Annotated in this window: 10 protein-coding genes; 1 reads left to right on the top strand and 9 read right to left on the bottom strand. The window is 59.3% G+C overall.

What is annotated here, in order from left to right:
• Window positions 1-20 precede the first annotated feature (20 nt).
• The 8 genes from AC1RDS_RS10540 to AC1RDS_RS10505 form a co-directional block, all read right to left on the bottom strand.
• Window positions 21-728 (bottom strand): ABC transporter ATP-binding protein, encoded by a 708-nt coding sequence (locus AC1RDS_RS10540; protein ID WP_348707492.1) that lies wholly within the window; start codon window positions 726-728, stop codon window positions 21-23.
• Window positions 725-1,477 carry an ABC transporter ATP-binding protein gene (locus tag AC1RDS_RS10535; protein WP_348707494.1) on the bottom strand — a complete coding sequence of 251 codons (753 nt, stop codon included), beginning with the start codon at window positions 1,475-1,477 and terminating at the stop codon, window positions 725-727. Before AC1RDS_RS10535 ends, AC1RDS_RS10540 begins: the two co-directional genes overlap by 4 nt.
• Entirely contained in the window at window positions 1,474-2,442 is a 969-nt protein-coding gene (locus tag AC1RDS_RS10530; RefSeq protein ID WP_492226970.1) for a branched-chain amino acid ABC transporter permease, read from the bottom strand. The genes AC1RDS_RS10535 and AC1RDS_RS10530 overlap by 4 nt, the downstream gene beginning before the upstream one ends.
• Window positions 2,439-3,296, bottom strand: coding sequence for a branched-chain amino acid ABC transporter permease (locus AC1RDS_RS10525; RefSeq protein ID WP_492226969.1), 858 nt, complete (start codon window positions 3,294-3,296; stop codon window positions 2,439-2,441). Before AC1RDS_RS10525 ends, AC1RDS_RS10530 begins: the two co-directional genes overlap by 4 nt.
• A gap of 71 nt (window positions 3,297-3,367) precedes the next feature.
• The gene (locus tag AC1RDS_RS10520; protein WP_492226968.1) at window positions 3,368-4,564 is read right to left on the bottom strand and encodes an ABC transporter substrate-binding protein; all 1,197 of its coding nucleotides are present in this window, start codon (window positions 4,562-4,564) and stop codon (window positions 3,368-3,370) included.
• Between the two features lie 36 nt (window positions 4,565-4,600).
• On the bottom strand, window positions 4,601-5,410 hold the full coding sequence (locus tag AC1RDS_RS10515) for an SDR family NAD(P)-dependent oxidoreductase (RefSeq protein ID WP_492226967.1): 810 nt from the start codon (window positions 5,408-5,410) through the stop codon (window positions 4,601-4,603).
• Window positions 5,411-5,420: 10 nt separating this feature from the next.
• Window positions 5,421-6,608, bottom strand: coding sequence for a lipid-transfer protein (locus AC1RDS_RS10510; protein ID WP_492226966.1), 1,188 nt, complete (start codon window positions 6,606-6,608; stop codon window positions 5,421-5,423).
• Between the two features lie 55 nt (window positions 6,609-6,663).
• Complete coding sequence (locus tag AC1RDS_RS10505; protein ID WP_492226965.1) at window positions 6,664-8,229, bottom strand: AMP-binding protein; 1,566 nt, start codon at window positions 8,227-8,229, stop codon at window positions 6,664-6,666.
• A gap of 216 nt (window positions 8,230-8,445) precedes the next feature.
• Between AC1RDS_RS10505 and AC1RDS_RS10500 the strand changes: the two genes are divergently transcribed.
• Entirely contained in the window at window positions 8,446-9,141 is a 696-nt protein-coding gene (locus AC1RDS_RS10500; RefSeq protein ID WP_492226964.1) for a TetR/AcrR family transcriptional regulator, read from the top strand.
• A 370-nt stretch (window positions 9,142-9,511) separates the two neighbouring features.
• On the opposite strand, the gene AC1RDS_RS10495 is transcribed toward AC1RDS_RS10500, so the two are convergent.
• Entirely contained in the window at window positions 9,512-12,619 is a 3,108-nt protein-coding gene (locus AC1RDS_RS10495; protein ID WP_492226963.1) for a type I restriction endonuclease subunit R, read from the bottom strand.
• Window positions 12,620-12,627: the final 8 nt, after the last annotated feature.

The raw sequence follows: 12,627 nt of genomic DNA, 5'->3' as shown, positions 1-12,627 counted from the left end.
TGGGCGTTGGATAGGGGCAGTCATGTAGCCGCTCCCGTGGTAATGAGTCCTTCAACGTGGGCGCGCTGCGCATCAAGCTCCTGGGCCGTGCCAGACCACACGACCTGGCCATGGTCCAGAACGTATTGCCGATGCGCCAACTTCATGGGTACTTTGAGGTTTTGCTCCACCAGCACAATGCCGGTGCCTTGGCTGTGCACCTCGCTGAAGACGCGGACCAGGTGGTCCACGATCACGGGCGCCAGACCCTCCGTCGGTTCGTCCAGCAAAAGCATGCGCGGGTTGCTCAGCAGCGCCCGTCCGATGGAGAGCATTTGCTGCTCCCCGCCAGAGAGATGGTCTCCGCCAAAGTTCAGTCGCTCTGCCAAGCGCGGGAAGATCGCCAGCACGCGGTCAATGGTCCAATGCCCCGGTTGATGGGCCAAGGTCCCAATCTTCAGGTTCTCCAACACCGTGAGATTGGGGAAGATACGGCGCGTGTCAGGAACCAGAGCGACACCGAGCTTGGCGATGGCTTCCACGTCAAGGGCCGAGATGTCTTGCTCACCGAGCAGGCGCCGACCGCCCACCAATGGCATCAAGCCCATCAGCGCCTTGAGCAGGGTGGTCTTGCCAGCACCGTTGCGGCCGACAATGGCGACGATTTCGTGGGCATCAATGCGCACGGAAATCTCCTCCAACGCCAGAGCCTGCCCATACTTGACGCTTGCTTTGTCGAGTTCGATCACTGGGCGTCCTCTCCAAGGTAAATTGAACGTACCGACTCGTCCTTGCGGATCGATTCCGGCGAACCGCAAGCAATGACAGAGCCGTTGTTCATCACCACGATTTCGTGGGATAGAGACATCACCGCATCCATGTTGTGTTCAATCAGGAGCACCGTGCGCCCCTGCGCGACTTTGTGGATGAGTTCCAGCGCAGCCTGGATTTCGTGGTGGCCGATGCCGGCCAACGGCTCGTCCAACAGCAAAATCTTGGGGTCGGGCAGCAGCGTGACGCCAAGTTCTAGCGAGCGCTGCAAGCCGTAGGGCAACGTGCCAGCAATTTCGTCACGGTGCGCGGTGAGTCCGGTCAGTTCGAGGATGGCGTCCAGCTGCTCGCGGAACTTTCTGTCAAAGCTGCTGCTGATCCAGAAAGGCTGAAAACCTGGGCGCCGAGACTGTGCAGCGATAAACAGGTTCTCTTCCACCGTCATCTCGCCGAAGATCTTGATGATCTGGAAGCTCCGGCCTATGCCCATGCGGGCACGCACGTAAGCTGGGCACTGACTAATCTCCTGGCCCTGGCAAAAGACTTTGCCGTCGTGGCGCATCTGGCGTCCCGCCAGAACGTTCAGCAAAGTTGTTTTGCCCGCACCATTGGGGCCAATCAGGCCGTAAATGCGTCCTTCATGAAAGTCATGGCTCACATTATTGACGGCCCTCAGCGCTCCGTAGCTCACGGTCACGCCGTCGCATTTGAGTGCTACCTGGCTCATTGGACACCTCCTCGGCGATTTTTCTGGTAGGTCGCAAAGGCTTTCTCCAATTCACCGACGATGCCGCGTGGGAAGAAGATGGTGACGAGGATGAACACCACGCCCAAGACGCCGTACCAATATTCGGTCCAACTGCTCAGCCATTCCTTGAGGAACTCGAACACGATCACACCGACCGTGGCACCCCAAAGCGTTCCAGAGCCTCCCAGCAGCGTCATGATGATGACGTCGCCAGACGTCGTCCAATGCAGCATCTGCGGGTTCATGTACATCAGCAACGATGCCAGAAGAGCGCCGGCCAAGCCGCTCAAGGCGCCAGAAATCACAAAGGTGATCTGTTTGTAGCGGTTGATGTTGAAGCCCAGTTGGTCAGCGCGGGTTTCGTTGTCCCGAATGGCCGCGATAACGCGCCCAAAAGGCGAACTGCGCAGCGAGATCACCACCAGCATCACCAGGGCATACACGCCAAGGACAAACCAGTAGTAGGCGACGGGATCGTAAAAGTCGATGCCCATGAAGCTGGGGCGTTCGACGCCAGAGATGCCATCCGAGCCACCCGTGAAGCCGCGAAGCTTGCTGTCCGCCAGAATGAAAATCAACTGGGACAGTGCCAAAGTCACCAACGCGAAGAAGATGCCCGACACCCGCAGAGCGAAAAAGCTGAACAACAGTGCGAATGCGGCACCGACAGCAATCGCCATGACAGCTCCGCCGTAGAAAGGAAGACCGTACTTTTGCGTCGCCAGGGCCACGGCGTAGCCGCCAACCCCAAGGAAGGTGGCATGGCCGAAAGACACCATTCCCAAGGAGCCGAATACGAAGTCGAATCCGACGGCGAATATCGCCCAGATGGCAGCCAACGTCAGCAACTGGATGGTTGCCTCCCCGGGGTTGAGAAGCGGCACGATGATGCTCGCTGCCGCCAACAGCAAGCCAAAGTAGATATCAAACTTGGTGAACTTCATGCCGTCCTCGTCGCACGGTGGAACAGGCCTTGTGGGCGTGTCAAAAGGGTGCCTATCAGCAGCACGAATGTCATGATGTCCACCCAGCCGGGCATGTACACGTAACCCAGAGCGCGGACCATGCCGATCAGCATGGAGGCAGCAATCGCCCCACGGATGTTTCCAAGCCCACCCAGGATCACGACGATGAAGCAGTCAATGATGGTGTTCGTGGCCATTCCCAGCTCAATCGGGAACAAAGGCGCCGCAATCGCACCAGCAAGGCCGGACAGTCCGCAGCCAATGGCAAATACCGCCATGCGCACAGTACCCACCGGCAGTCCTAAGATGCGCACCATTTCCGCATCGCTGCTGGCAGCACGCACGAGCATGCCGAATGTGCTTTTCTCGAGCAGAAGGTAGAGCCCGATGGAAATGAACGCGCCGAACCCGATGACGAAAAGTCGGTAGATGGGGATCGTGCTACCCAGCATGTCGACAGTGCCGCTCCAAAGTTGGGGAATTGGCACCTCCTGGTAGCCCGGGCCCCAGAAGAAGCGCACGGCATCGCCCAAAACCAGGATCAGGCCAAACGTCAGAATCAACTGATAGAAATGCGGTCGGTCATACAGTGGGCGCAGGGTCAACTTTTCCACCACTGCCCCCACAACCGCGGTTACGAGGGTGGCTACCAGTGCGCCCATGAGAAAGGAGCCTGTTCGCCTACCTGTCTCAAAAGAGACGTAGGCACCTAGCATGTAAATGGCGCCGTGGGCGAAGTTAATCACGCCCAACATGCCAAAGATGAGCGTGAGGCCCGCTGCCAAAAGAAACAGCAGCATGCCTAAGCTCAAGCCAATCACAATAGTTGACATATCGAATTACCGGGTACGAACCACCGTTGCTGACACGGAGGTGCCTTGCGGACCTCCGTGCCGTACGGTCCTTAGTTCTTGCAGGGAGCGAAAAGCTTGTCCTCGGAGAAGACCTTGGTGACCTTCATGGTCAGAGCCGGTGCAGGTGGGGTGCCGTTAACCACTTCACTCCAGAAGCCGGGTTGTGCTGCTTGGTGGTCGCAGGCACGCATGGTCTTCTTGCCCTCAACGGAGTTTTCACGAACGCTGGTAGCGAACGCATCAACCCACTTCTCCTTGTCCCAGGAGCCGGTTTTTTCCACTGTGTCGAGCCACCATGCCATGCCGTCGTAAGCCTCGCCTGCCGTCATGCTGGGGAACATGCCGAACTTCTTACGATAGGCCTCCACGAACTTCTGGTTCGCAGCGTTTTCAACGGTGTAGTGGTAACGCTGGCCAGAGTTGACACCGACCGCAGCGGGCCCAACGGCTGCGACCATCGTGTCGTCAGCTGCTACGGGGCCGAACAGCACCTTTGTCTTGCCGAGATTGACTTGGCCGGCTTGCTTGAGGAAGGTGACCACGTCGGAGCCCGTCATCATCAACAACACGCCGTCGGCATTCGACTTGGCAATCTTGTCGATGATGGACGAGTAATCGCGGTTGCCAAATGGGGGGAAGTCCTCCCCCACGGCCTGAATGCCATTGGCGTCAAGCTGGGACTTGATCCAGGTGTAGCCGTCGCGGGTGGCCTGGTAGTCAGCGGTCACTGCATAGATGCGCTTGAGCTTTTTCTCCTGCATGTACACCAGCGCCATGCGGTTTTCCATATCCAGGTTGTTGGACGTACGGAAGGTGTAGCGCGACCCACCGGGCACGGTAATCTTGTCGTCCGCCGAAATGGTGACGAGGTGAGGGATCTTGCGTTGCTTGGTCACGTTCATGATCGCCAGCGTCGATGCGGAGCTCAGTGCGCCAAAGATCATGTGCGAGCCATCAGAGATCAGCTTGGTAGCCTTCTGCACTGCCGGCTGTGGTTTAGTCTCATCGTCTTCCCAGGTGATTTCGATGGGCACGCCCAGCACCTTGCCACCGCGCTCCTCCACGGCGATCTGCACCCCACGGCGCATGTCTTCGCCCAGCAAGCCGTATGGGCCCGACAGCGACAGCACGGCGCCGACCTTGAACTTCTCCGGCGTGGCTTGTGCATACGCTGTGGCGGTCAGTCCGATCGTGGCTGCCGCAGCAACCACCACGCTCTTTATGACCCATTTCGAAAAATTACCCATGCTCTGTCTCCTTTGGTTAATTTCAGATGCTTCTAATCAGCCGATGCGTGCGGAAATTCCGCCATCGACCAAGATTTCGGCGGAAGTGACGTATTTGGATTCGTCACTCGCCAGCCATAGGGCCGTGTAAGCCACGTCCCATGCCTCTCCCATGTGCCCCATGGGGCACTGCTTATTGCGTTTTTCCATCGTGTCGTCCACGGACGCTTCTTGGTAGCCTTTTTGCAGGTCCAGAGACGGTTGTCGAACCATCGGTGTGTTCATCAAACCTGGCATCAGCACGTTAGAGCGGATACCGTGCTTGGCATACTGCAAAGCAACACTGCGCGAGAAGCCAAGCACAGCCGCCTTTGATGCGCTGTAGGAAACGTACGCCACGCCGCTGTCCCGCAGGCCAGCCACCGAGCCGATATTGACGATGCTTCCCTTGCCCTTCCTGAGCATTGAGGGAATGACGTGTTTGCACGTCAGAAACATGGACGTCAGGTTCACGTCGAACACCAGGCGCCAGTCTTCCAGGCTCTGCTCGACGACTCCACCCAGGCGGCCAATGCCAACGTTGTTCACCAGCACGTCGATGTCGCCATAGGTAGCAATGCAGTCCTGGATCAATGTCTCTACCGCAACAGGATCGGTCACATCGCAATGGGCGACACTGATGGTTCCGCCCTCGCTTTGAACGATGGATTCAGTCTCCCGGGCCGCTTCCAGATTGATGTCGCAGCCATAAATTTTCGCGCCCTCACGAGCGAACAGCACCGCCATCGCCTTGCCATTGCCCCAGCCGGGTCCTGACGATCCGCACCCCGTCACCAAGACGACCTTGCCTTCCAGTCTTTTCGTCATATCCGGTTCCTCAATTGGCTGGGCCGTAGAGGGTTACCACTGTGGCGCCACCCAAACCGGCGTTGTGCTGCAAGGCGAACCGCGCCCCCTCAACCTGCCGATCCTCAGCACTGCCACGCACCTGGTGGACCAGCTCAAAGCACTGCGCTAGGCCGGTAGCGCCTAAGGGGTGACCCTTCGAAAGCAATCCACCGGAGGGATTGACGACCACGGCGCCGCCGTAGGTGTTGTTGTTGGATTGCACGAAGGCCTCACCTTCGCCGATGCCGCAGAAGCCCAGGCCCTCGTAGCTGAGCAGCTCGTTTTGGGCAAAGCAGTCGTGCAGTTCACACACATTGATGTCCTGTGGCCCCACGCCTGCAGCTTCGTACACCTGGCGAGCGGCTTCCTGCGTCATACCGAAGCCGGCAATTGAAATGGCGGACTTGTCGGTAAACGCGCCGGAACGGTCCGTCACTAACGACTGTGCCAACACCTGCACACCTGGAGTCAAGCCCATCTTTTGCGCGAAGCGCTTGCTCACGAAGACAGCCGCAGCAGCACCGCAGGTCGGGGGGCAGGCCATCAGACGGTGCATTACCCCATCGACCAACGGCGCACTGGCCAGCACTTCTTCGGCGGTGACTTCCTTGCGGAACAGCGCCAGAGGATTGCGTGCGGCGTGGCGGCTCGCCTTAGCGCGGATTCGGGCAAAAGTCTCCAGTGATGTTCCGTACTTCTGCATGTGCTCGCGGCCAGCTCCAGCGAAATAGCGGATGGCCATCGGGAGCTCAGGATGGCCGAAGACCTCATCCATGACACCGTTGAAGCGATCGAGCGGGTCGGGCCGGTCGTCCCAGTGCGCCTTCAGGGCACCTGAGGGCATCTGCTCGAAGCCCACAGCCAGGGCGCAGTCGGCCGAGCCGCTGGCGACGGCCTTGCGCGCGAGGTACAGGGCGGTGGAACCGGATGAGCAATTGTTGTTGACGTTGATCACCGGTACGCCGGTCATGCCAACTTCATAAACAGCGCGCTGGCCGCTGGCCGAGTCACCATAGACATAGCCTGCATAGACATCCTGAATATCGGAGTACACCAAGCCGGCGTCCTGCAGCGCCTGGCGGATCGCCAGCGCGGCCATTTCCGGGTATGGCATGTTGTCACCAGGTTTCTTGAAAGGGGTCATGCCGACACCGGCGACGAGAACGGTTTCTTGCATTGCGATAGCTCCAGGTTGAATTGCCAAACGTGCGTTGATTCGAAGCGTCCTTCGTTCAGGAAACCATCCGCTCCTGCGCGCTCCAGTACTTCTTGCGTACTTCCTTCTTCAGGACCTTGCCCACTGCGCTGCGCGGAAGTTGCGCGACGACATCGACCTCCTTGGGCGCCTTCACGCTTCCCAGGCGGTCCTTGACGAACTGGATGAGCGCCTGCGGATCCACAGATTGGTCTGGGCGCAGCTCGATGACGGCTCTGACGGCCTCACCCCATTTGTCATCGGGCACCCCGATGACGGCGCAGTCCTTCACTGCAGGGTGTGCCATAACGGCAGCTTCAACCTCGGACGAGAAGACGTTGAAGCCGCCGGTGACGATCATGTCTTTCTTGCGGTCAACGATGAACAGGAAGCCCTGCTCGTCGAAATAGCCCACGTCACCGGTGCAATGCCAGCCATGACGCTGCACTTCGGCGGTGCCCTCGGGGTTTTTGTAGTACCCCGTAGTTACGATGTCGCCTTGCGCGACGATTTCGCCCACAGCCCCCGGCTTGGCGAGCACCTGACCGTCGTCGTCCATGATGGCCACTCGCGTGAAGGGAAAGCGGCGCCCTGCGCTCAGCAGGCGCTGGCGGGGGGCCACCTGTCCGTCAATGAAATGATCCTCGACGCGCAACACGGAGATGGCGCCCGGCACTTCCGCCTGGCCATAGATCTGCAGCATGACGGGGCCGAAAACCTCAATGGCCTCGGCCAGCTTGTCTGGTGACATGGGTGCGGCGCCGTACATGAAGTAGCGCAGCGCAGAAAAGTCGAAATCGCGAACGTTGGGCTGGGCCAGCAACGTATAGATGACCGTAGGAGGAAGGAACATCATGTTGACCCGCTCCTGCTCAATCACCTTGAGCAGGTTCTGCGGATCAATCCCATCCATCAGGATGACGCGGCCGCCTCGCGCCATAAAAGGCAGCGACACCAGTCCTGCGGTATGGGTGATGGGCGCCGCTGCCAGCACGGTCATGTGGTCGGTGATAAACATCGCCGACATGTGGTTGGCCATGGTCGCCGTCAGGTTGCGGTGGCTGAGCATGACCCCCTTTGAACGCCCCGTGGTGCCACCGGTACCCATGATCATGGCCAGTCCCTGTGGTTGCAGCGGCGCTGCAAACATCTCGGACGACTGGCCCTGGATCAGCTGGGCAACCGACAGGTCCTGCTCATCAGTCTCGTCTAAGGCGATGTAATGGCGAATGCGGGGGACCTTGCCGCGGATCTCGGCGACTTGGCCGGCATATCGGGCCTGGTAGAACAAGACGTCGCAGTCCATGTCCTGCAGGAACTCGATGTTGCTCTCCACACTGTTGCGCGCATTGACGGGGAGCCAAACGCCTCCAGCGCGTACAACCCCGAGCAACGCCACGAATGCGGCTCCGGAGTTGCCGCTGAGCACCGCGCCGTGAAAGCCCGGCGCGAACTCCAAGGAATCCAACCCTCGGGCGATCTGGCAGGTGAGCGCACCCGCCTGAGCATAGGTCATGGGCGTGGTGTCGCGCCCGTGGTCAAAAAAGCAGGGGGCGTCCGGGTGGCTGGCGACGCCAGCATCGAAATAGTCGAGAAGATTCATTGCGTTGCTTCTTTGTTCAGGTCAATTTCAGTGGTCTCGCCGTCGCTGACAATTCGCACGCCTTCAGCACCAACGGGCAAACAGAAATCGTGTGCTGTGCGGTACGTTGAGCAAGCTGTTCATTTGGTACCAATTGATGTAAATTGGTACCATTGGACATCTAGATAGGTACTGGGTCAATTGTTTTGGTACCGCTTTTTATTGGGAGAAACCCGCATGAAAAAAAAGCTCACAGACGAGGAGTTCTTCGATGCGTTGACCCATTTGCTCTTAACGGAGGGCATCAAAGGTCTGACCGTGGGTGAAATTGCCGCGCGTATGCATTGCTCGCGGCGGCGCCTCTATGACATTGCGCAGACAAAGGAAGAGATCTTTTGCGCTGTCGTGCAACGCTTTTTTGACAGCCTCCTGGAACAGGGGGAGGCATTGATCCACAGTGAAAAAGATTTGACGACGGCTCTCGCTGTCTACCTCAGCGTCGGCGTCCATGCGGCCAGCCGTATTGGTGTGCAGTTCTTGAAGGATGTCGAAGACTCTGCGGTTGCCCGAGGCATCTTCGACCACTACCAGCATGCCCGTACCATGCGAATGTCCCAACTCATCGACGAAGGAGTGCGGCAGGGTGTTTTCACCCCTTGCCATGGATTGGTCATGTCTGAGGTGATGCTGGGAGCGGCACTGAGGTTGCGCCGCCCGGCATTCCTTGCCCAGGCCAACCTAACCATCGAGGATGCCTTCCAGGAGTTTTACCGGATATTGCTGGGTGGATTGCTGACCGATTCAGCTGCATCTCACACAGCCAAGAGTGGCAAGCGGGCTGTGCGGACTGGCGCGCGGCGAGTCGCCGAAAAGAAGGATACGGACTACGATGAAGTCGGCACCATGCTGATGGCGGCCTGGAATCGCGAATAAGTGGAAGAAGGCGGCGCGGTTGGCGGGGGCGTAACCTCGGATGGTCTTGTGAAGGCTGCCAAGATCATGTCCACGGCACATGGGCACAACTTGTCGGATGTGTTTGCGTCTCTTGAACTGCCCACTCAGGCTGCTATTAGTCTGAATTTCTGGCGGCGTCAGGAGAACAGCTGGCGCCGCTTCTTGCCGAGTGCTCGGACTACTTCATTCAAGCCCGCTATGCCTATGAACAGATCGGTGGCAGCTACAGCTTGAGCGGTATCCGCACGCTCGCAAAGGGCTTGCTTGATGCCGTAAAAGCCTTCGGTACCAAGAATCCCTGAGCGAAGCGCTCATCAATATTGGCGCGTCGGTTCGCCCCGGAGTCAGGCTAACCGCCGCCCCAGCTCTCCCCAAACACCTGCGCCTGCCGCAGCACCAAGTCCACCGCCTCTTCCTGCAAGTCTGGCGGGTACTTGTACTTGCGCAAGACCCGCTTGACCATCAGTCGCAGCTTGGCCCTGACGCTCTCACGTTCTGACCAATCCACCGTCAGGTTCTGGCGCAGGTTCTCGGTCAGCTCATGGGCAATCTTCTTGAGGGTTTCGTCGGTCAGTTCCCGCACGGCTGATTCGTTAGTGGCCAGGGCGTCGTAAAACCGCACCTCGTCTTCGGTCAGGCCCAGCAGTTCCCCCCTGCTAGCGGCCTCGCGGAACTTCTTGGCCATCTCGACCAGTTCTTCCATCACCTCGGCGGTTTCGATGGAACGGTTCTGGTAGCGCTTGATCACGTTGCCCAGCAGGTCGGAGAACTTCTTTTCCTGCACCACGTTGCTGCCGAAGCGGCTCTTGATTTCGCCTTCGAGCAGGCGTTCGAGCAATTCGACTGCCAGGTTCTTCTCGGGCAGGTTCTTCACCTGGGCCAGGAATTCATCGTCCAGCAGGCCGATGTTGGGTTTGTCCAAACCCACGGCGTCGAAGATGTCCACCACCTGGTCGGACACGACGGCGTTGCTGATGATCTGCCGGATGGCTTCGTCCCGCTGTTCGTCGGTGCGCTTCTTGGCGGTGATGTCGCGCTTGGTCAGGATGACCTTGACGGCCTGCATGAAGGCGACTTCCTCCCGCACTGCCTTTGCTTCGTCCAGTGTGCAGCACAGCGAGAAGGCTTGGGTCAGTGCCAGCGTGGTGTCGGCAAATCGGCGTTTGCCATCCTTGCCGCCTTCTTCCCGCAGGCCCAGGATGTGGTTGGCGGCTCGGGCCAGGGTTTGGTGGCCACCGGTCAGGAAGTCGCTGTAATCGCAGCCATGCAGCATGGATTGCAGGACATCGAGCTTTTCCATGAGGACGCTGTATGCCTCGCGGGCATCCACGGCGGGAGTGCCACGGCCTTTGCTGGCGGTGTACTCCTTCATGGCGGCTTTGAGTTCGTTGCCAATGCCGATGTAGTCCACCACCAGGCCGCCTTGCTTGCCCTTGAAGACCCGGTTCACACGAGCAATCGCCTGCATGAGGTTGTGGCCCTTCATAGGCTTGTCCACGTACAGGGTGTGTACGCAGGGTGCATCAAAGCCGGTGAGCCACATATCGCGCACGATGACTAGGCGAAGCGGGTCGGCGGGGTCTTTGAAGCGCTTTTCCAGTCGCTTCTTGACCTTGCCGTCGTAGATGTGGGGGCGCAGCAGGGCTTTGTCGCTGGCGGAGCCGGTCATCACGATCTTGATAGCGCCTTTTTCTGGATCGGGGTCGTGCCAGGCAGGGCGCAGCTTGATGATCTCGTTGTACAGGTGCACGCAAATCTCGCGGCTCATGGCCACCACCATGGCCTTGCCCGATTGGGCGGTGCTGCGCTCTTCAAAGTGGGCGACCAGGTCAGCGGCCACGCTGGCCACACGGGGTTCTGCGCCGACGATCTTTTCCAGTGCGGCCCAGCGGCTTTTGAGCTTGGCTTGCTGGCTTTCTTCCTCGTCTTCGGCCAGTTCGTCCACTTCATCGTCAATGCTGGGCAGGTCTTCGTCTTTGAGGCGCAGCTTGGCCAAGCGTGACTCGTAGTAGATGGCCACGGTGGCGCCATCTTCCTTGGCCTGCTGCATGTCGTAGACGTGGATGTACTCACCAAACACTGCCCGGGTGTCGTGGTCGGTGCTGCTGACCGGGGTGCCGGTAAAGCCTACGAACGTGGCGTTGGGCAAGGCATCGCGCAGGTGCTGGGCATAGCCTGCCTGGTACTTCTCTTCGCCGGGCTTGCCTTTGAGGGTGGCCTTGAAGCCGTACTGGGTGCGGTGGGCTTCGTCCGCGATTACCACGATGTTGCTGCGCTCGGACAGCACCGGGAAAGTGTCTTCATCCTCCCCTGGCATGAACTTCTGGATGGTGGCGAAGATGATGCCGCCCGAAGGGCGATTGCCCAGTTTGGCGCGCAGGTCCGGACGGGTCAGCGCTTGGGTCGGCTGCTCGCGCAACAGGTCTTGGGCCAGGCTGAACACGCCAAAGAGTTGTCCATCCAAGTCGTTGCGGTCGGTGATGACCACGATGGTGGGGTTCTCCATCGCGGCTTCTTGCATCACACGGGCGGCAAAGCAGGTCATGGTGATGCTCTTGCCGCTGCCCTGGGTGTGCCACACCACACCGCCTTTGCGGGAAGCGCCGGGTCGGGAAGCAGTCACTACTTCTTCAATGGCCGCGCGCACCGCGTGGAACTGGTGGTAGCCCGCGATCTTCTTGACCAGTTGCCCGTCGTCCTCGAACAGAACGAAGTAACGGATGTAGTCCAACAGGTACTGAGGTGCCAGCACACCACGCACCAGGGTTTGCAGTTCTTGAAACTGCCCCAGTGGGTCGAGGTTCACCCCATCAATCGTGCGCCATGCCATGAAGCGCTCGGCGTTGGCAGAGAGCGACCCCATCAAGGCATCGGTGCCGTCCGAGATCACCAGCACCTCGTTGTACTGGAACACGTCTGGGATCTGCTCTTTGTACGTCTCGATCTGGTCGAAGGCCTTCCAGATGTTGGCGTTTTCGTCGGCAGGGTTTTTGAGTTCCAGCAGCACCAGCGGCAGGCCGTTGACGAACAGGATGATGTCGGGGCGGCGGGTTTTGTGGGGGCCTTTGATGGTGAACTGGTTGACGGCCCACCATTCGTTTTTCTCGGAGTGTGCCCAGTCAATCAGGCGCACAAAGTCGCCGCGTGTCTCGCCGTCCTTTTGATACTGGACGGGGATACCGCCCACCAGCAGCTTGTGGAAGGCGCGGTTGGCCGATAGCGGGGACGGGATGCCAAGATCCGTGACTTGCTTGATGGCATCTTCACGGGCAGCGGCTGGTACCCCGGGGTTCAGGCGGTTGATGGCCTCGCGCAGCCGAAAGGGCAGCAGCACCTGCCGGTAGTCCGCGCGCTCTGGCGTGGTGCCGTCAAAGGCAATGTCAGGCCCGTAGCGGTGGGTGTAGCCCACGTCTTGCAGCCAGGCCAGCGTTTCGCGTTCCAGTTGGTCTTCGGTCACGGCTCCCT

The sequence above is a fragment of the Acidovorax sp. GW823-FHT02H02 genome (genome assembly GCF_058797075.1).
This window is presented reverse-complemented; position numbering and strand designations above follow the sequence as displayed.